The following is an 18,881-nucleotide window of genomic DNA, read 5'->3' on the forward strand; positions in this document are numbered from 1 at the left end:
TCGTCGGTGAGATCCTCCAGCCATGGGGAAGCACGATTCCTGCCGGGCACCGAGAGGACCGCGCTGCGCGCCGATCGTGAGATTGAACGATCGGACTCCGCGGCGCGGTCACACTCGGTGTGGCAGGGTCACGCGGAGTTGCGCCACTTGCGGCCGTGCCGGCCGATGAGCCGGTCGGCGTCGGTCGGCCCCCAGGAGGCGGCCTCGTAGGTGGGGATCGGCGAGTTGTCCTTCTCCCAGTGGTCGATGATCGGGTCGACGATCCGCCAGCACTGCTGCACCTCGTCGCTGCGGATGAAGAGCGACGCGTCGCCGATCAGCGCGTCCAGGAGCAGCCGCTCGTACGCCTCCGGGGACTCCTCGACGAACGTCTGGTCGTAGGAGAACTCCATGGTGGCGGTGCGGACCCGGAAGGAGTGGCCCGGCACTTTGGCGCCGAAGCGCAGCGAGATGCCCTCGTTCGGCTGGATCCGCAGGATCAGCGCGTCAGCATCGAGGCCGGTGAGCTGATCGGTCGGGATCGGTAGGTGCGGCGGTCGCTGGAACTGCAGTGCCACCTCGGTGAGCCGGGCCGGCAGGCGCTTGCCGGTGCGTACGTAGAACGGCACCCCGGCCCAGCGCCAGTTGTCCACGTTGAGCCGCATCGCGGCGTAGGTCTCGGTCCGCGACAGAGGGTCGACGCCGGTCTCCTCGCGGTAGCCGGCCATCAGCTCCTCGCGTGTGCCGCCCCGGGTGTACTGTCCCCGGACCGCGGCCTCGGCGATGTCCCGGTCGGTGGGGAGCCGGATCGCCTGCAGCAGCTTCACCTTCTCGTTGCGCAGGCCCTCAGCCTCGAATGAGGCCGGCGGCTCCATCAGCGCCAGCGCGAGGACCTGGAGCACGTGGTTCTGCACGATGTCCCGCATCGCGCCGGCGTCCTCGTAGAAGCCGCCGCGGCTGCCGACGCCGAGGGTCTCGGCGACGGTGATCTGCACGTGGTCGACCCAGGAGCGATCCCAGATGGGCTGAAAGATCGAGTTCGCGAAGCGCAGCGCCAGCACGTTCTGGACGGTGTCCTTGCCCAGATAGTGATCGATACGAAAGACCTGGTGCTCGTCGAACGCGCTGTGCACGACGCCGTCAAGCTCGCGGGCGGTGGCCAGGTCGCGTCCGTACGGCTTCTCGATGACCAGGCGGGAGAAGGAGCCTTCGCGTGGCTGGTTGAGCCCGACACCGGCCAGTCCGTTGATTACCGGCTCGAAGGCCCCGGCGGGGGTGGACAGGTAGAAGAGCCGGTTGCCGGACGTGCCCCGCTGTGCGTCCAGCTCGTCGAGGGTCTCCACGAGCCGCTTGTAGGTCTCCGGGTCGTCGTAGCCGCCGGCCACGTACCGCACGCCGCTCTGGAGCTGGCGCTTGCTGGCGAGGGTGCGTGCACCGAGGGCGCTCTCGGCGAACTGCTCGTCGGTCATCGACGTACGCGCGACGCCGACCAGCGCGAACTGGTCGGGGAGCCGCTCGTGCCGAGCCAGGCTCTCGATTGCGGGCAGCAGCTTACGCCGGGTCAGGTCACCGGAGGCACCGAAGATCACCAGCGTGGCCGGCGGGGCACTCCGCTCCTGAATGAGCTGAGAAGCGTGGTCCATGGTCTGCGTTCCTCCGGGCACAAGGGGTGTGGGATTGGGGGCGGGCTGTCCTGCCAGGACTTGTGCGGCGATGGCGGTGTCCGGGGGCCACATCGGCGTGGCTCGTTGGTCGTGGAGCTTGAGCCTCGCATGCCGGGCTGACGGGTAGCCCTCTCGGTGTCGGGATGCGGTGCGGTCTGCCGGCGTACGAGATGGTGGTACGAATGATCGTCGCCAGGTAGCGCGCGGAGGTCAACCGGCAGCCGCCGGCGGCGGCGCCGGGGACCGTTCTTACGGCTTCGTTACGTGGGGCGAGCTGGGTGTGCGCAATCCATTGATGAGCGCCACGCTGAAGGTCGTCCACCAATCCAGGAGGGGACCATTATGCGATCACTGGCACGGCGCGGGCTGTCGGCGGCGACGCTCGCCGCGGTGGCGGCAAGCGTGTTGCTCCTGCCGGCAACGTCAGGCGTGGCCGCCATCCCGTCGGTGTGGAAGGCGACGGTGCCTCCGCTGATCCAGGACAGCCGGTTGACCGACGTGGTCGCCACCGGCCCGAACGATGCCTGGTCGGTCGGATATCAGGCATCGACCTACACGGGATACTCGATCGACGAGCCCTACGCGCTGCTGCGGTGGAACGGGCGGACGTGGACGGAACGGCGGCTGCCGCACGAGGCGTTCCTGCTGTACAGGGCGGCTGCGGCGAGCGAGGGGGACGTCTGGACGGTGGGCCTCGGAGTTCACGGCGAGCCGTACGTCGGACATTTCAACGGCCAGACCTGGACGGGACACACGCCGTTGGGCGCCTCTACGGGGCCTTCCACGCTGCTGGACGTGGCGGCCACCGGCGGTGGGCGGGCGGTGTTCGTCGGCCACGACGGCTCCGGGCCGCTCGTCCTCGAAGGCGACACCCGTCAGTTCAACCGGGTGGCGGTGCCGGGGACGGAGCAGCACAACGGTGTCCTGCGGGTGGTTTCCAGCACTCAGGACGGCAGCCTGTTCGCCGCCGGCGATCGCTACCTCGCCGACGCCCCCTACCCGCAGCCCATGATTGTGCAGCGCATCGGCGGTGCGTGGCAGGTGGCGGCACTGCCGTCGACTCCCAGCACCCAACTGACGGGTGTGTGGGCCCGCTCGTCGACCGACGCCTGGGCCGTCGGCACGCAGGACTACGACACCGCTCCCAAGCCCGTCATCCTGCACTGGGACGGTCGAACGTGGCAGCGGTTGGCCGGACCGGCGCCTGCTGGCCGGGCGTACGCCGTTGCCGGTGATGCGAACGGCAATGTTTGGATCAGTGGCACGAATCCCGTCCCTCCGTACATCGAGTACCCGGGCACGCTGTTGCTGCGCTACACCGGCGGCCGGTGGAGTGTGGAGTACGGGCCGAAGGTCGGCGGCGGTGACCCGCACCTTGATGCCCTGGCGAACGTCCCGGGCAGCTCGTCCTTCTGGGGTAGCGGCGCCGCTTCGCGCAACGGCCTCGGCATCGCCGGCGTCATCGAACGGACCAGGTGACCGAGAACCCACAAGCAGCGGTACGGAGTGTGTCAAGAGCGCGGCATGTCGGCACGCCTACGGCCGACGGCCCGTCCCTGACCCCGGCCCGGCGGCGCAGTCCTTGGCACGTACGAAGGGGGATTGAGGCGGCATGGAGTCGGTCACTCTCTGCTCGGAGTCAGGGCGTGTCGGGTCCGGTCCCCGGTCCAGGCCGCTTCGAGGATCGCGGTCAGGCTGGCGGTGTCGCTGGGGCCCGGGTGGTTCTGGATCAGGCGGGTGACACCACTGGCCATCTCCGCGAAGCGCGGGAGGTCGGCGCGTGCCACGCCGATGTCCGCCAAGGTGGCAGGGATACCGATGTCGGCAAGGAGCCCGTCGAGCCAGGTGAGGAACGTCTCTGCTGCTTCGGCGTCGGAGGCGTCGGTGACGTCGAGCCCGCACACCCGGGCGAGGATGGCCAACCGGTCTGTGATGGCATCCCTGGCCGCGTCCAGCGCGTAGGGCAGTAGCAGTCCGACGCCCAGGCCGTGCGGCGTGTGCGTGGCTGCGCCGATGGGGTACTGGAGAGCGTGCGGGGCCGCGTTGCCCGCGTGGGAAAATGCGATCCCGGCGAGCATGGATCCATAGGACATGTCCGCGCGCGCGGCCGTGTCGCTTCCGTCCCTGACGACACGGCGCAAGCTGCGGGCGATGCGTTCCGCGGCGCGGAGCGCGTAGTGGTCGGTGATCGGGTTGCGGCCGAGGAACACCTGCTCCACCGGGTCGCGCGGTCCGTGGGCCCGGGGCCGGGCGGTGTAGCTCTCCACGGCGTGACAGAACGCGTCGATACCGGAGTGGGCGGTGACGGTCGCCGGGCAGGTGTAGGTGAGTTCGGGGTCGACGATGGCGAAGTCGGGGACGATGTGGACGCTGGAAACCCCCACCTTCAGCTCGCGGTCCGGGTCGGTCAACACCGAGACGGGTGTGAGCTCGGAGCCGGTGCCGGACGTCGTGGGGACCGCGACGAGAGGGATCGTCGGCCCCGGCACCCTCGACTCGCCGTAGAAGTCACGCGGCGTCCCACCGTGGCGGCGGATGACGCCGACGATCTTGGCGAGGTCGATCACCGTGCCACCGCCGATGGCGAGGATCACGTCGGCGTTCACCTCGGCTGCGGCCGAGACGGCCAGGGCGACATCGGAGAGAGGCACGTCTGAGGTCGCGTCGGAGAACACCTCGACGGCCTCGACCTTTTCCCGTACGGCGGCCACGATCTCGGCCACGCCTGGCTGCCGCAGGAGGACCTGGTCGGTCACGATGAGGACTCGCGAGCCACTCTCGGCCACCACTCGGGGGATGTTCTGTGCGACCCCTTCGCCCACTATCAGCTGGCGTGGTCCGCGGACGGTCTCAAGCATGGCAGTGCCTCTCCGGAGCGTCGGCGGCGATGTGCTGGGTGGACGTCCAGGTCACCTGCGGGACCGGGACGGCGTCGGCGAGGTTGACCGCCCGGGTGGCGCAGACGCGCGCGGCGGGCGCCCGGCGCAGCAGGCCGGTCACGGTAGGTCGATCGCCACGTAGGTCAGGTCGAGGTACTCGAGGACGCCCTCGTGCGACCCCTCCTTGCCGATCCCTGACTGCTTCACGCCGCCGAACGGAGCTGACGGATCCGATATCAGACCACGGTTGATGCCGAGCATCCCCGTGTCCAGCCCTTCGGCGAACCGGAGCGCCCGCTGGAGGTCACGGGTGAAGACGTATCCGGCCAGGCCGTGCTCGGTGTCGTTGGCCTTCGCCATCACCTCGTCGTCGGACGTGAACGAGATGATCGGCGCCACCGGGCCGAAGATCTCCTCCCGCAGCATCCGCGCATCCTCGGGCACGTCGACGAGGACCGTGGGCGGGTAGAAGTGGCCCGGCCCATCGGGACGCTCGCCGCCCACCAGGACCCGGGCGCCGCGATCGACCGCATCGGCGACGAGCCCGTCGATCGTGGTGACGGAGGCCTCGTCGATCAACGCCCCGACGTTCACGCCGTCGTCGAGACCATGGCCCACCGAGAGAGCGCCCATCCGCTCGGCGAAGCGCGCCGTGAACTCCTCGCGCACCGGCTCCTCGACGTAGATCCGGTTGGCCGCGATGCAGGATTCCCCGATGTTGCGCATCTTGGCCACCATGGCACCGTCGATCGCGACGTCCAGGTCAGCGTCGGCGCACACGATCAGGGCGGCGTTGCCGCCCAGTTCCATGGAGGTGCGCAGCACATTGTCCGAGGCCTGTCGTAGCAGGACGCGCCCGACCTCGGTCGACCCGGTGAAGGACAGCTTGCGGGTCCGACTGTCGGCCAGCAGTGCGGAGACCACCGCGCCGGAACGCTTGGTGGTCACCACGTTGACGACGCCCGGGGGAACGCCGACCTCCTCCATGATGCGGGCCAGGAGCAGCATGGTGAGCGGCGTCTGACCGGCTGGCTTGGTGATCGTCGTGCAGCCGGCAGCCAGCGCAGGAGCGATCTTGCGGGCTCCCATGGCCAACGGAAAGTTCCAGGGCGTCACGAAGACGCACGGTCCGACCGGCTTCGGCACGGTGAGGATGCGGTATCCACCTGCGGGAGCGATGCTGTAGCGCCCTTCGACGCGCACCGCCTCCTCGGCGAACCAACGGAAGAACTCGGCACCGTAGGCCACCTCTCCCCGAGCCTCGGCGAGCGGCTTTCCCATCTCCAGCGTGATCAGCCGGGCGACCTCCTCGGATCGCTCGGTCAGTGCCCGGTACGTCGCGGTCAACAACTCTGACCGTCTCCGTGGCGGGGTGGCTGCCCACTCCGCCATTGCCCTGCTCGCCGCGTCCAGGGCGGCGAGCCCGTCGGCGACGTCAGCGTCCGCCACCTCGGCGATGGTCTTGCCGGTGGCCGGGTCCTCGACGGCAAAGGTGGCTCCGCTTGCGGCGTCGCGCCAGGCGTCGCCGATTCGGAGCCGCCGGTGCTCGGGGGCCAGCACGTTCATCGGGTCACTCATCGCGTCGCCTCCTGTGATCTTCCTCGTGATGTCCGGCGTGCCTCAGCGATCGCGCTGTGCGCGTAGACGGACGGGTTCACACGCCCTCGTCGCGGGCGAGGCGGGGCTCGACTGCCACGTACGGGCGCATGTCGCCGTCGCCGCCCGCCGCCGTTACCGCCCAGCCTCGGACAGCGACACCCCGGTGCCCGCGTCGAACAGGTGCGCACGGTCCAGGTCGACGGTGACAACCACCCGCTCGCCCGGCGTACCCGTGACTGTGGGCCGGGCCTTGACCTTGAGGATCTCCGTCCCGACCCGGACGTCGACCACCGTCCGGTCACCGAGCGGCTCAAGTCCGTAGAGCTCGCCCGACAACGACGCGTCCCCCCGCTGCTCGACCGACAGGTCCTCCGACCGCAGGCCCAGCATCAGCTCACGACCGTCCTCAGCCGTGGTCCAGCGGGGCCGCGGCAGCGTCCAGCCCTCGGCACCGACCAGACGATCCCCCTCGGCACGGCAGGCGAGCAGGCTGATCGGCGGGCTCCCGACGAATCCCGCGACCCACTGGTTGGCTGGGCGCTCGTACACCTCGGTCGGTGATCCGACCTGTTGCACAGTCCCCTCCTTCAGGACCGCGACCTGGTCGGCCATGGACAGAGCCTCGACTTGGTCGTTGGTCACATAGACGAAGGTCGCTCCAAGGCTGCGGTGGATGCGGGTGAGCTCGGTGCGCATCTCGACGCGGAGCTTGAGGTCGAGATTCGTCAGCGGCTCGTCCATGAGGAACGCGCGCGGACTACGGACCAGCGCCCGGGCCAGGGCGACGCGCTGCATCTCACCACCCGACAACTGCGCCGGACGACGCTGCAGCAACCGCTCGATGTGCAGCAGGTTCGACATCTGCTCGACGGCAGCGGCGATCTCGCTCGACGAACAGCGACGTGCCCTCAGCGGCGAAGCGATGTTCTCGTACACCGTGTGTCGCGGGTAGAGGGCGTAACTCTGGAAGACCATGGCCAGGTCGCGTGCGGCAGGGGTGTCACCGGTCGCGTCCCTGCCGTCCAGATGCACCGACCCGGCGTCAAGCTTGTCCAGGCCGGCGATCGCTCGCAGGGTCGTCGTCTTGCCTGCCCCGGAGGGCCCCAGCACGACGAAGAACGAGCCGTCCGGCACGTCCAGCGTCACCCCGTCGAGGGCCTGGACTTTTCCGAAGGACTTGCGCAGCCCGTGCGCTGCCACGGTTCCCATCAGGCCACCAGCTCTTCCGTGCTCACGTCGTAGACCGCCGGGGTGCCGCCGGTGTGCCGCAACCCGACGGTTGCGTCAGCGGCGAAACGGACGGTCGGTGGCATCCGAACCCGTACGTCGCGCTGGCCGCCGTGGTCGACCACGTAGATGATTTCGTCGCCCAGCCACTCCGCCGAGACCACGCGGGCCGGGACCGACCGTTCCGCCCCTGCTTCGGTGACTTCCAGCGCCTCCGGCCGGACGCCAGCGATCAGGCGACGGTCGCGCGGCAGGCCCGGCGGTGGCGTGAGGACCAGTCCGCCCTCACCGCGCAGCTTCCCGTCGGCTACCTCCACCTCGATGAGGTTCATCGGCGGGGAGCCGATGAATGAGGCACAGAAGAGACTCGCCGGACGGTCGTAGACCTCCAGTGGCGTGCCGATCTGCTCGACGCGGCCCTTGTTGAGGATGGCGATCCGGTGACCGAGCGACATCGCCTCGACCTGGTCGTGGGTGACGTAGACCATCGTGGCGCCCAGCTCGCCCTGCAGGTGCTTGATCTCCGTGCGCATGTCCGCCCTCAGCTCCGCGTCCAGGTTGGTGAGAGGTTCGTCCATGAGGAACGCGCGCGGCCGCCGTACCAGGGCGCGAGCGAGCGCGACGCGCTGCTGCTCGCCGCCGGACAGCTGGCGGGGTCGCCGGTCCAGGAGCGGACCGAGCTGCATCAGCCGGGCGGCCTCGTTGACCCGCTCGTGCACCTCCTGCTTGGGCAGTCCCTCGGCCCGCAGCGGGAACGCCAGGTTGTCGCGGGTCTTCAGGTGCGGGTAGAGGGCGTAGAACTGGAACACCATGGCGATGTCGCGCTCGGCGGGCGGCAGGTCGTTGACCAGCGTGTCGCCGATGCGGATGTCACCCGTCGTCTGCCTCTCCAGGCCGGCTATGGCCCGCAGCGTGGTCGTCTTGCCGCAACCCGAAGGGCCGAGCATCACGAACAGCTCGCCGTGGCCGATGGACAGGTCCACGTGTTCGACCGCGACCGTCCCGTCCGGGTAGCGCTTGTGCAGCGCGGTCACCTCGATGCCCGCCATCAGCGTCGCACCGCCCCGAGCGTCACGCCGGCGATGAGGTGCTTGCGCACCAGGTACGCGAAGACCAGCACCGGTAGGGCGAACACCACGGAGGCGGCGGCCACGAGGCCCCAGTCCGTAGTGGTGCCGCCGATCAGGCCGGCGATGGCGGGTGGGGCCGTCCGGACGTCGTCGCTGGAGGTGAGGAAGGTGGCGAACACGAACTCGTTCCACGAGAAGATGAGCGCGAAGACCGCCGTCGCGGCGATGCCGGGCACGAGCAGGGGAAGGGTGAAACGCCGGAACGCCTGCAGACGGGTGTAGCCGTCGAGCATGGCGGCATCCTCGTACTCCGCGGGCACCTCGTCGACGAACCCCTTCATCATCCAGATCGTGAACGGGACGTTGAACGCGGTGTAGATGAGGATCAGGCCGATCTTGTTGTCGATGAGTCCGACCTGGCGGTACATGAGGAAGATCGGGATCACGACCACCACGGGCGGCATGAAGCGCGTGGACAGGATGAAGAACAGTTGGTCCTTCTTAGCCTTCACGGCGAAGCGTGAGTAGGCCCAGGCCGCCGGGACCCCCAGCACGGTGGCCAGCACCGTGGAAGCTCCGGCCACCACGACAGAGTTGAGGAACGAGACGGACAGGGCCGAGCGACCGCCACCGGGGGAGACGAACACGTCTTTGTAATGACTCAGAGTGATCTTGAAGTCGAAGAACTTGGCCGGGATGGCGTAGACGTCCCGGTTCTCCTTGATGGACGTTTCGATCATCCACAGCACCGGAAAGAGCATCACGACGGCCAGCGCGGTGAGCAGCGCGACCTCCAGCACGGAGCGGCCTCGGCTGCCGAGGCGGCGCGCGGGGGGCGTGTGATCCCGGGCAGGACCCGTGGCCACTGCCTCGTCGACGGAGACGGCCATCAGCCCTCCTTGAGCTTGTTCAAATAGCGCAGGTAGAACTGCGTGAGGACGATGACGACGAGGACCATGAGGATTCCGTACGCCGAAGCGGTTCCGGTGTTGAAGCCCAGGAACGCGACCTTGTAGATGTGGAACGACAACGTCTCGGTAGAGACACCCGGGCCTCCGTTGGTGAGGATGTAGACGAGGTCGAACAACCGGAACGCCTCGATGGCCCTGAACATCACGGCGATGAGGAGCAGCGGCCACACCAGCGGCAGCGTGATGGTGCGGAACCGGAACCATTCGGACGCCCGGTCGATCGAGGCGGCCTCATAGAGGTACTTGGGAACCGCGGTGAGGCCCGCGAGCGCGATGAGCATGATGAACGGCGTCCACTGCCAGGTGTCGACCACGATCAGGGACAGCAGAGCCGTCCGCTGGCGGGTGAGCCACTCCACCTGCCCCAGACCGAGCGAGCCGAGCATGCTGTTGACCACGCCGAACTGCGCGTCGAGCATGAATCGCCAGAACAGCCCGACCACGACCGGCGACAGCATCATCGGCACCAGGAACAGGGTGGTCAGCACTCCGCGCCCATGCGTACGCCGTGAGATCAGGTAGGCGATGCCGAATCCGAGCACGGTCTGCAGGCCGACCGCGCCGACCACGTAGATCAACGTTGTCAGGGCCCTCGTGTGGACCTGCGCCGACGTCAGGATGGCGGTGTAGTTCCCGAATCCGATGAAATCGGCGGGCCCTCCGCGGGTGGCGGAGTAGTCGGTGAACGACAGGTACAACGCCCACAGCAACGGGAACACCGACATGGCGAGCAGCAGCAGCATCGCGGGGGAGATGAAGGCAACGGCGAGCCCGCGGTCGCTCAGCCGAGGGGCCCGACCCCGGGCAGGCGGCCTCGCGGACGCCACCTGCCCGGGATCGTCGGTAGTCAGAGGGGCGGGGTCACTCACAGTCCGCCGCCACCCTTGCGGTTGCCGGAGTCGAGCACGCCCTGCTGCTCCTTGGCGATGTCGTCGAGCGCATCCTTGGGCTTCTTCGCGCCGTTGAGGGCCGCGTTCACGTTGGTGTTCTCGATGTCGACGAGGCGCGCGTACTCGGGCACGTTCCACATGTCCCGCATCCGCGGCACCGAGTCGGCGTACACCTTGTTGAACGGCCCGGCGTTGAGGAACTCGGGTGACTGGATTGCGTCCGTACGCGATGGCACGCCACCAGCCGCGGCCCACTTCTTCTGGATGTCAGCCCGTTCGAACCACTCCATGAAGTTCAGGGCCTCGGCCTGGTTGTCCTTGGCGGAGTAGGCCGACACGTGCATCCCCATGCCGCCGAGGGGGACCAGGTTCGTCTTCTGGCTCGGCAGGGTGGCAAAACCCAGCTTGTCGAGAATCTTCTCCCGGCTGGTACCAAGCGTCGACTGCTTCGGATCGAGCAGGCCGCCGCTCGCGGCGATCCAGTTGAACGCGATGCAGGCCTTGCCCTGGGCGACCGCCGCGTTCACCTCGTCGATGAACCAGTTGCCGGAACCCTTGGCGGTCAGCGGCTTCATCTTGTTGACCAGGACGTCCATCGCCTCCTGGCCCGCGGTGTCGTTGAGGACACCCTCGATCTTGCGCGCCTTGGAGTCCCAGAGGTTGCCGCCGTAGACGCCGTTCACCGTGTTGTAGGTGACGGCCGCGGCGTCGGAGCCGTTGGCCTGGTGGAAGGCCAGCCCGCTGACGCCAGGGTTGTCCGCCTGGCATTTCGCGGCGGCTGCGATCATCTCGTCCCAGGTCTGCGGTGGCTTGTCACCGATCAGGTCCTTGCGGTAGATCATCGTCCAGGTGTCGCCGAGCAGCGGTAGTCCGTACAGGCTGGCGTTCTCGTCGCGCTTGCCGGTCTCCGCCTGGGGGTACTGGCCGTAGGCCGCCAGGAGGTACGGGTCGTAGGCGGTGACGTCGATGTTCTTCTTGACGAAGTCGGTGATGTCGAGGATGTTGCCGTTCGTCACGGCCTCGCCGATATGTTGCGAGTCCAGGATCGCGATGTCGAAGTCGGTCTTTCGCGCCGCGAACTGGGTGAACATGGCGTCGTGCCAGTTCGCGTTCGGCACGGTGTTGACCTTGATGGTCGCGTTCGGCCGTTCCTTCTTGTACTCCGCGTTCGCGAAGGCTTCCAGTGCCTTGGCCGGCGGCCAGTCGAACCAGATGAAGCTGAGCGTCAGCGGATCCTTGGTGAGCTCCGGGATGGTCGCCGGCGCCTTGGGGGCGCTCGCCTTCTCGCCGTCGTCCTTGCCATCGCCGCACGCCGTCGCGGTCGTGGCCACCAGCAGCATGGCCAGGGTTGCCAGCTGCACCTTTCGGCCGGGATCGGACAATCGTCCTGTTCGCTTCAGATACCGCATCTTATTGCCTGCTTTCTGGGTGGGAACTTCTAAGGCCTCGCTATGTGCTTCGCCGAGCAGTTGCTGGGTTGTTCAGGCGCGTTGCCGGGCTGCCGCGGGGACCGACCCGCGGACCGGCGTCACGAGTACGCCGCATGTGCCGGGTCTGCCTGCCGTCGAGAGGTCCTTCGGTTCAGCTGCGACCCGGTGACGACCCGAGCGGGACGTCGAGCATGCTCGTGGGAGTTTCAGGTGATCGAAGTGAAGCGGTGGCGGTGGTGCCGCGATGTGCGGGATGGCGGATGTGCGCCGCTTTTCCTATACGATCGCGTGGGGGCGTCAGCATGCCGCAGCGTTGTGACTGATGTCAATAGTTTCGCGAAGGCGCAGGAAGGGACCTCACGTCACGATGGACGACGAAGCGATGATCGCGCGGGGCCGCAGGGCCGTGACGGGCGGGACGCCGGCGGGAAGATCGGGCGGCCGGCTCGCCGACGAGGTGTACGACACGCTGCTCGGACAGCTGATGTCGCTACGGATCGAGCCTGGCTCCCGCGTCACGATCGACGTCCTGGCCCGGGAACTGGGGGTCTCGCAGACGCCGATCCGAGACGCTCTGAACCGGATGGAGGCCGAGGGCCTGGTCGTGCGGGTGCCCCATGCCGGCTACCGCATTCCCCCCCAGATAACCCGTCACCGGTTCGAGGACATGCTCGAGGTCCGCCTGCTCCTCGAGCCGGCGGCAGCGCGCCGATCCGCCGAACGCGCATCCGCGGAGCAGGTGGCGGGTCTGCGACGAATGCTGGAGGAGATGGCGGAGCTGGAGGGGGGCAGTGGACCCATGGCCTACGGCGCCTTCGGGCTACGCGACGCGGCCTTCCACGACCTCGTCGCCCTGAGCGCGGAGAACCTGGTCATCCGTGAGACGCTCGGTCGCCTGCACAGCCACGTGCACCTCTTCCGGCTTCACCACGACACCCAGGTCACGCACCTGGCCATGGCCGAGCACGAGGACGTCGTGGCCGCGATCGCCGCGCGTGACCCCGACGCCGCCGCCTACGCGATGCGTCGGCACATCCTTCGATCCGGTGAGCGTTTCCGACGATTGTTCAACGAGATCGAGCACGCGGACGGAATGACGGTGGAGGCTTGACGGGCGCGCTGGGCCCAGGAATGCTGACTCAATCCAGATCGGATCGGATTGGATCCACCTCACCCGTCCCTAAATGCGAGGAGAAGTAGGTGCCCAGAGCGCTGCTTCTGACCGGCGACGCCGCCGAGGAGCTCGACACCATGTACCCCTACTACCGCGTGCAGGAGGGCGGCTGGGACGTCGACGTCTCGTCACGGACGATGCGCGACGTGCAACTGGTCATCCACGAGTTCGACCCCAACTCCGACGCCTATGTGGAGAAGAACGGCCGCAAGCTGCCGGTCGACGTGCCCTGGGCCGACGTCGACGTCGAGCGCTATGACGCCCTCATCATCCCCGGGGGACGAGCCCCCGAGTGGATCCGGGTCGATGCCGACGTCAGGCGCATCACCGAGCACTTCTTCGCGCGCAACCTCCCCATCGCGCTGGTGTGCCACGGCGCGCAGGTGCCGGCGGTGTACGGGCTGCTGAAGGGTCGAAAGACCGCGTGTTTTCCCCCCATCACCGGCGACATGGAGAACGCGGGCGCGACGGTCATCGACGCTCCCGACGTCGTGGACGGCAACCTCGTCTCCTGCCGGGGTTGGCCCGACATGCCGCAGTTCGGCAGGGCGATGATGGAGCTCTTCTCGAAGTCCGTCGACCCCGCGTCGGCATGAGCACATTCGACCTGCCCTGGTGACCGCACGTCGGACCGTCATAGTCGACGGTTCCCCCGTCCACGTCCTGGACAGCGGCGCGGGGCCCGCGGTGCTGATGCTGCACGGCTCCGGACCCGGCACGACCGGGTCCGGCGCCTGGGCAACGACGGCGCAGGCGCTGGGCACGTCCTGGCACGTGATAGCTCCTGACCAGGCGGGGTTCGGCCGCACACCCCTCCCGGCAGGCTCCAGGGGTGGGCTCCGGCTGTGGACGGAGCAGGCCGCAAGCCTGATGGATGCCCTCGGTATCGAGCACTACGCCGTGGTGGGTCACTCCATGGGCGGTGCCGTGGCGCTGGCGTTGGCGGCCGCGCGCCCCCAGCAGGTCACCCGTGTCGTGGCGGTCTCGACGATGGGCGCACCCGGGGCGCCGCTCTCCGCCGACCTCGACGCGCTCTGGGCCGCCCCCGCCAGCCCGTCCGGGGCACGAGACATGCTCAGTCGCCTCGTCCTCGACCAGGCGCTCGTGACCGATGAGGCCGTCGACGCCCGCGCGTCCGCCATGCAGGCGGGGGCGGCGGCATTCGCGTCGTTGTTCCCTCCACCACGGGCACGATGGGCCGCCGATCTCACCCTTTCTGCGCAGACGCTGGCGGCGGTGCGCGCGCCCGTGCTGCTCGTGCATGGCGTCGAGGACCGGGTCACCCCGCTCGCGACGGCAGCCCAGCCCCTGCTCGAACACCTGGCCGACGTCCGTCTGCACGTGTTCGGTCGATGCGGGCACGTGCCGGCGATCGAGCACCCGCAGGAGTTCAGACAGCTGCTGTCGTGCTTCCTCGACCCGGACCGAGGTCACTGACCGCTGCGGCACTCCGCGATGATGGTGATCTTCGCGCTGTCGTTGGCGGGGTTGGGATCCACGCCTGTATGGTCGTTCTGGCCGTCGACGTCTGTCTGCCGCGACGTGAGGTCGTGTGTCGTCTATAGCGGACCGCTGGCTGAGCACATTAATGCTGCGGTCATCTACCGGTGGATGCGCGCGTGGCCCCGTCCTGCCAGCGGTAGAGGTCGCGCAGCAGGGAAATCTCGGCGCCGTGATGGATGAGCTCCCTGTTGACGTGCAGGACGATGCCCTCCATGGGAAACCGCTCGGGACCGACAGTGGGCGGGTTCTCCAGGTCGGCGTCCGAGAGCTCGCGGACGCCGGCGTTCCATGTCCCGTACATCTCGTCGAGTTGTTTCAACGCCTCGTCAGCGGTCGCCGCGTAGGCGAATGTCTGGGAGTCGACGTCCTGGCCGCCGAAGTGCCATCCGACCCGGTAGCCCAGGCAGGAGACGATGATGTGCGCCAGCCGCCAGGCAATCGTGGTCACCGGCGCCGGCACCGGGTCAGGGGACGCGAAGTCCATCGTCCATGCCCCCGAACCCGCCGGCATCGATGCGACCGACGTGCCACGTGGGCGGATGCTCCAGCAGCCAGGCACCGGCTCCCAGAAGTACTCCTCATCGGCGAGACCGTGCAGCCGAGGACGCAGGTTCCTGTGCCAGTACCGGTCCAGCTGGTCCGCGATCCGCTCGCTCCTTGTCATTCCCGCACGCTACCTACAGCAGAGGCCCGGCTGTGTCCCTCGGGCCGCCGCCGTCAGTGCGCGGTTCGACAATGACAACTCGCGCTGGCTGGGTGAGTTTCGATGACGAAGGTGTGACAGCCTCGACCGATGACGCGCATGGCAGACCTGGAAGCCGTGGCTTGGCCGCCTGCTCCGATCAGGACCGAGCGGCTCGTGCTCCGTGAGCCCGAGGCCCGGGACCGTGATGCCTTCATCGAGCTGTTGGCGTCGCCAGAGGTGAACAGCTACCTCGGTGGTCCCCGCCTGCCTGGCGAGCTTGAGCGCGAGATGCCCGTGGTGCCCGAGCAGTGGCCGGGGAGCTTCGTCGTTGAGCTCGACGGGGCGATGATCGGCCAGATCCTGCTCAGGAGAGCAACGGCGCACCATCGCCCGGCTGCGATCGGGAAGGTCGACCTCGGCTACCTGTTTCTGCCACGGGCGTGGGGATTCGGGTACGCCGCCGAGGCGTGCGCGGCGGCACTCGACTGGCTCGGCGGCGTCCTTCCCAGCGAGCCGGTGGTGCTCACCACCCAAACCGCCAACGTCGGCTCGATGCGCCTTGCGGCAACGCTGGGGTTCACCGAGGTGGAGCGGTTCCATGCCTGGGACGCCGAGCAGTGGCTCGGCCTGCGGTCCCCGGCCACGGCGTCTGCTTGAGCTGGTCGGCGGCGGCCACGTCCGGCCGAATCTTGCCAGCGCACTCAATGTGCTCACTTAAGTGGTGGCCGGCTGCTCTCCGCCGTTGCTCAGCCGTCGCCGGGGCGCACCAGCCCGCTCTCGTACGCGATAACCACAAGCTGGGCGCGGTCGCGGGCGTTCAGTTTGTGCAGCAGACGACTTACGTACGTGCGGGCCGTGTCCGGGCTGAGATGCAGAGCCGCGCCGATTTCCACATTCGACCGTCCGGTGCCGACCTGTGCCAGGACGTCGCGTTCGCGCCCGGTGAGCCCGATCAGCCGGGCCGGGTCCGCGACGGGGGAGCGGGCGGCCGCGGCGATCACCCGCCGGGTGACCGCCGGTGACAGCAGCGCGTCCCCGCCGGCCACCACGCGGACGGCGTCCCGCAGGGCGTCGGGCGGGGTGTCCTTGAGGAGGAAGCCGGCGGCGCCGGCGCGGATGGCCTCGAAGAGGTACTCGTCGTCGTCGAAGGTGGTCAGCATGACCACCCGGACGTCGGCCAGCGTCGGGTCGGCGAGGATGCGGCGGGTGGCCTCGATACCGTCGCCGCCGGGCATCCGGACATCCATCAGGACGACATCGGGCCGCTGCTCGCGGGCGACTGCCACACCGACCCGGCCGTCGCCGGCTTCGCCGACAACGGTGATGTCCGGGGCGCGTTCCAGCAACGCGCGGAGTCCGGTGCGGACCAGGTGCTGGTCGTCGACGAGGACGACGCGTACGTCGGTCATGCGGCGACACCGGCCAGCGGTAGGTGGACCGAGACCCGGAAGCCGCCGTCGGCGGTCTCGCCGGCATCGAGGGTTCCGCCGAGCAGGGCAACCCGCTCCGACATACCGCGTAGCCCCTGACCCGTCTCGACCGCCGTGCCGCCGGTGGATCCCCGGCCGTCGTCGACGACCTCCACCGACAGTCGGGCCGGGGTCGCCCGGATCGCCACCGTGGCGCGGGTGGCGTGCGCGTGGCGCAGCACATTGGTCAGTGCCTCCTGCACGATGCGGTACACAGTGCTGCCGACCACCGTGGGCAGGGTGTCGACCGACCCGTCGAGACGCAGTTCGACCGGCAGCCCTCCGCGGCGGACGCCCTCAATGAGCGTAGGCAACTGGGTGAAACCGGGGGCCGGCTCGCGTGGCCCGGGCTCGCGACGCAGCGTGCCCAACGTGGCACGCAGCTCGGCCATGGCGCTGCCGCTCACCGAGTGGATCGCTGCCAGCGCGGCCTCGGCCCGCTCCGGCTCGGCATCAGCAAGTGCCTCCCTCGCCACAGCCGACTGCAGGGTGACCACCGACATCGTGTGTCCGAGCGTGTCGTGCACCTCCCGGGCAATGCGCAGCCGCTCGGCCTCGACCTGCCGGGCTGCCTCCCGGCGGCGTTCCTCGGCCGCCGAGGCGGCCTGCCGGGCCAGCGTGACCCGTAGCGAACGCCGGTTGCGGACGGCGTCACCGAGAGCGATGACGGCGAGTATCAGGGCCGCCTCGGAGCCGAGACCAGCACCGATCACGACAGAGACGTCGTCTCCCTCGACGAGCCGGGCGGCCACCGAAACGGCCAGCAGGCTCCCGCCGACGGCGGCGGCCGGGACCACCCGGCCCCGCTGGGCGGCCACGTAGAGGATGGCGGCGGCCGGCGCGGCCACGCCGACCGGCGGCAACTCCAGCGCGTAGTAGCCGAGGATGCCGGCGGCTGTCGCCAGCAGCGCGGGGACGGTCCAACGCCGGGCTACCAGCAGCAGTACGGCCAGGCCGACCCCGAACCCGCCAGCCAGCACCGCCCGGGAGGCCGGCGCGTCCTCGGTCGCGATCGCCGCCGCGACCAGGCCCAGGATGGCCACAGCGAGCAGCGCCTCGGTTCGGAGGGGTGAGGTTGCCTGCACGTCCGTGAGCCTAAGTCGGCGCGGGCCCGAGCCGCTGCCGTCCGCAGGCAACACCCCCGCTCCCGCACGTACGTCGAGAAGCGATGCCAGCTCACGCGGCTGCGCGGCAGACGGCCCCGAATTGGCGACCTAGCGTCGATGGCGACATCACAGATCGTGCCCGCAAGGATTCGAAAACCAAGGAGAAGTACTGCTGTGTCCCGTATCAGGCTGACGTGGATCGTGCTTGTCGTGCTCGTCTGGGCCGCGATGATGTCCTTTGGTGGGGTCGCGGCCGAGACCGTGATGCTCTACCCGAACGTCTTCGGCGACGCACCAGCCTCGCTGGACCGGGCCCGTGAGTTCCTGGTCGCCGGAGGCCCGAGCGACTACTTCCCGCCGCTGGGCGCCTCGGTCGTGTTGATGAGCCTCGCCGCGACCGCCCTCACGTGGCGCAATCGGCGCCTGCGGTGGTACGTCGCCGCCGCCGCGGCGGTCTTCATCGCCTGCGAGTTCCTGTTCTCGGTGGTGTTCTTCTGGCCACGCAACGAGATCATGTTCGTCGACCCGGTCGGCACGCATTCCCCGGAGTACCTACGCCAGGTCGCCGAGGAGTTCGTCGCCGGCCACTGGGTGCGCCTCGCCGGCGGAGCGGTGACATCCGCGCTGGCATTCACCGCTCTGCTGCGCTTCGCCAGGGAAACCGCGCCGGTACGGATCGAGCGATGAGCGCCGGGCGTCGCACGCTCGGGTTCTCGTGGCCTGCCCTGGTCGCGCTCGCCGTGTTGGCCGCACCGCGGGTGGTCCTGCACGACCTGCACGTCGTGGAGGAAGGGCGGCCCGCCGCCGTGCTGCTCGCGGTCGTACCGCTGATCTGTTGGGTCGCCGCCGTGCTGTGGCGGCGTCCGCCGCGTCCGTTCCTGACCGTGGTGGTCATCGGGGCGATCTACGGTGTTCTTCTCGCGGTTGGTCACCAGATTCTGTGGGACGAGGCGTTCGGTGCGACCGGGCCGAGGCTCGGGGACATCGACCCTCGGGCGCAGGAAGCGATCCTTCGGGTGGCGGCGGTGTTCTCCAGCCTCGTCACCGGAATCCTCACCGGGGTGGTGGCCGGGGCGGTGGCGGCGGTGCTGAGCCGGCTCGTCACCGGGCGGCAGCGCGCCGCCGAGCAGCCGGTCGAAAAGGCGTGGCGCCCGCCGGACGAGGCGAGTGCCCCTCGGCCACCGCGAGGCTGATCTGTCGACCGGCGAGCACCAGCCCGCGCGAGCAGGGGACGG

The 18,881-nt window shown here is 69.0% G+C and carries 19 protein-coding genes; 7 read left to right on the plus strand and 12 right to left on the minus strand.

Annotation, left to right across the window (positions count from 1 at the left end):
- Positions 1 to 128 precede the first annotated feature (128 nt).
- A complete protein-coding gene (gene zwf / locus AB0B68_RS16225) occupies positions 129 to 1,622 on the minus strand; it encodes a glucose-6-phosphate dehydrogenase (protein ID WP_357203553.1) in 1,494 nt (497 codons plus the stop codon).
- A 363-nt stretch (positions 1,623 to 1,985) separates the two neighbouring features.
- Here zwf and AB0B68_RS16230 point away from each other — a divergent pair, with 363 nt between their 5' ends.
- Positions 1,986 to 3,122, plus strand: coding sequence for a hypothetical protein (locus tag AB0B68_RS16230; RefSeq protein WP_357260659.1), 1,137 nt, complete (start codon positions 1,986 to 1,988; stop codon positions 3,120 to 3,122).
- A gap of 143 nt (positions 3,123 to 3,265) precedes the next feature.
- Here AB0B68_RS16230 and AB0B68_RS16235 read toward each other — a convergent pair whose 3' ends face one another.
- From AB0B68_RS16235 to AB0B68_RS16270, 8 genes are all read right to left on the minus strand, one after another.
- The gene (locus AB0B68_RS16235) at positions 3,266 to 4,501 is read right to left on the minus strand and encodes an iron-containing alcohol dehydrogenase (protein WP_357260662.1); all 1,236 of its coding nucleotides are present in this window, start codon (positions 4,499 to 4,501) and stop codon (positions 3,266 to 3,268) included.
- Positions 4,494 to 4,643 carry a hypothetical protein gene (locus AB0B68_RS16240; protein ID WP_357260665.1) on the minus strand — a complete coding sequence of 50 codons (150 nt, stop codon included), beginning with the start codon at positions 4,641 to 4,643 and terminating at the stop codon, positions 4,494 to 4,496. Before AB0B68_RS16240 ends, AB0B68_RS16235 begins: the two co-directional genes overlap by 8 nt.
- Complete coding sequence (locus AB0B68_RS16245; RefSeq protein WP_357260668.1) at positions 4,640 to 6,100, minus strand: NAD-dependent succinate-semialdehyde dehydrogenase; 1,461 nt, start codon at positions 6,098 to 6,100, stop codon at positions 4,640 to 4,642. Before AB0B68_RS16245 ends, AB0B68_RS16240 begins: the two co-directional genes overlap by 4 nt.
- A gap of 153 nt (positions 6,101 to 6,253) precedes the next feature.
- Positions 6,254 to 7,330, minus strand: coding sequence for an ABC transporter ATP-binding protein (locus AB0B68_RS16250; RefSeq protein ID WP_357260671.1), 1,077 nt, complete (start codon positions 7,328 to 7,330; stop codon positions 6,254 to 6,256).
- Positions 7,330 to 8,397 carry an ATP-binding cassette domain-containing protein gene (locus tag AB0B68_RS16255; protein WP_357260674.1) on the minus strand — a complete coding sequence of 356 codons (1,068 nt, stop codon included), beginning with the start codon at positions 8,395 to 8,397 and terminating at the stop codon, positions 7,330 to 7,332. Before AB0B68_RS16255 ends, AB0B68_RS16250 begins: the two co-directional genes overlap by 1 nt.
- The gene (locus tag AB0B68_RS16260; protein ID WP_357203532.1) at positions 8,397 to 9,308 is read right to left on the minus strand and encodes a carbohydrate ABC transporter permease; all 912 of its coding nucleotides are present in this window, start codon (positions 9,306 to 9,308) and stop codon (positions 8,397 to 8,399) included. Before AB0B68_RS16260 ends, AB0B68_RS16255 begins: the two co-directional genes overlap by 1 nt.
- Positions 9,308 to 10,216 (minus strand): sugar ABC transporter permease, encoded by a 909-nt coding sequence (locus tag AB0B68_RS16265; protein ID WP_357260678.1) that lies wholly within the window; start codon positions 10,214 to 10,216, stop codon positions 9,308 to 9,310. Before AB0B68_RS16265 ends, AB0B68_RS16260 begins: the two co-directional genes overlap by 1 nt.
- 38 nt (positions 10,217 to 10,254) lie before the next feature.
- Complete coding sequence (locus tag AB0B68_RS16270; protein ID WP_357202516.1) at positions 10,255 to 11,640, minus strand: extracellular solute-binding protein; 1,386 nt, start codon at positions 11,638 to 11,640, stop codon at positions 10,255 to 10,257.
- Positions 11,641 to 12,076: 436 nt separating this feature from the next.
- On the opposite strand from AB0B68_RS16270, the gene AB0B68_RS16275 reads away from it, so the two are divergent.
- The 3 genes from AB0B68_RS16275 (at position 12,077) to AB0B68_RS16285 (ending at position 14,320) form a co-directional block, all read left to right on the plus strand.
- Positions 12,077 to 12,820, plus strand: coding sequence for a GntR family transcriptional regulator (locus tag AB0B68_RS16275; RefSeq protein WP_357202513.1), 744 nt, complete (start codon positions 12,077 to 12,079; stop codon positions 12,818 to 12,820).
- 89 nt (positions 12,821 to 12,909) lie between these two features.
- Complete coding sequence (locus AB0B68_RS16280) at positions 12,910 to 13,479, plus strand: DJ-1/PfpI family protein (RefSeq protein WP_355008528.1); 570 nt, start codon at positions 12,910 to 12,912, stop codon at positions 13,477 to 13,479.
- 19 nt (positions 13,480 to 13,498) lie between these two features.
- On the plus strand, positions 13,499 to 14,320 hold the full coding sequence (locus AB0B68_RS16285; protein WP_357260681.1) for an alpha/beta hydrolase: 822 nt from the start codon (positions 13,499 to 13,501) through the stop codon (positions 14,318 to 14,320).
- A 160-nt stretch (positions 14,321 to 14,480) separates the two neighbouring features.
- Here AB0B68_RS16285 and AB0B68_RS16290 read toward each other — a convergent pair whose 3' ends face one another.
- Positions 14,481 to 15,050, minus strand: a complete 570-nt coding sequence (locus AB0B68_RS16290) for a DinB family protein (protein WP_357260684.1) — start codon at positions 15,048 to 15,050, stop codon at positions 14,481 to 14,483.
- A 129-nt stretch (positions 15,051 to 15,179) separates the two neighbouring features.
- On the opposite strand from AB0B68_RS16290, the gene AB0B68_RS16295 reads away from it, so the two are divergent.
- Complete coding sequence (locus AB0B68_RS16295; protein ID WP_357260686.1) at positions 15,180 to 15,728, plus strand: GNAT family protein; 549 nt, start codon at positions 15,180 to 15,182, stop codon at positions 15,726 to 15,728.
- Positions 15,729 to 15,817: 89 nt separating this feature from the next.
- On the opposite strand, the gene AB0B68_RS16300 is transcribed toward AB0B68_RS16295, so the two are convergent.
- Positions 15,818 to 16,480: a response regulator transcription factor gene (locus AB0B68_RS16300; RefSeq protein ID WP_357202502.1), complete on the minus strand. Its 663-nt coding sequence runs from the start codon at positions 16,478 to 16,480 to the stop codon at positions 15,818 to 15,820.
- The gene (locus AB0B68_RS16305) at positions 16,477 to 17,625 is read right to left on the minus strand and encodes a sensor histidine kinase (protein WP_357260689.1); all 1,149 of its coding nucleotides are present in this window, start codon (positions 17,623 to 17,625) and stop codon (positions 16,477 to 16,479) included. The genes AB0B68_RS16300 and AB0B68_RS16305 overlap by 4 nt, the downstream gene beginning before the upstream one ends.
- A gap of 195 nt (positions 17,626 to 17,820) precedes the next feature.
- Between AB0B68_RS16305 and AB0B68_RS16310 the strand changes: the two genes are divergently transcribed.
- Positions 17,821 to 18,333, plus strand: a complete 513-nt coding sequence (locus AB0B68_RS16310) for a DUF1772 domain-containing protein (protein WP_357260692.1) — start codon at positions 17,821 to 17,823, stop codon at positions 18,331 to 18,333.
- Entirely contained in the window at positions 18,330 to 18,839 is a 510-nt protein-coding gene (locus AB0B68_RS16315; RefSeq protein ID WP_357202495.1) for a hypothetical protein, read from the plus strand. The genes AB0B68_RS16310 and AB0B68_RS16315 overlap by 4 nt, the downstream gene beginning before the upstream one ends.
- Positions 18,840 to 18,881: the final 42 nt, after the last annotated feature.

Source organism: Micromonospora sp. NPDC049049, from assembly GCF_040649115.1.
Lineage (GTDB): Bacteria > Actinomycetota > Actinomycetes > Mycobacteriales > Micromonosporaceae > Micromonospora.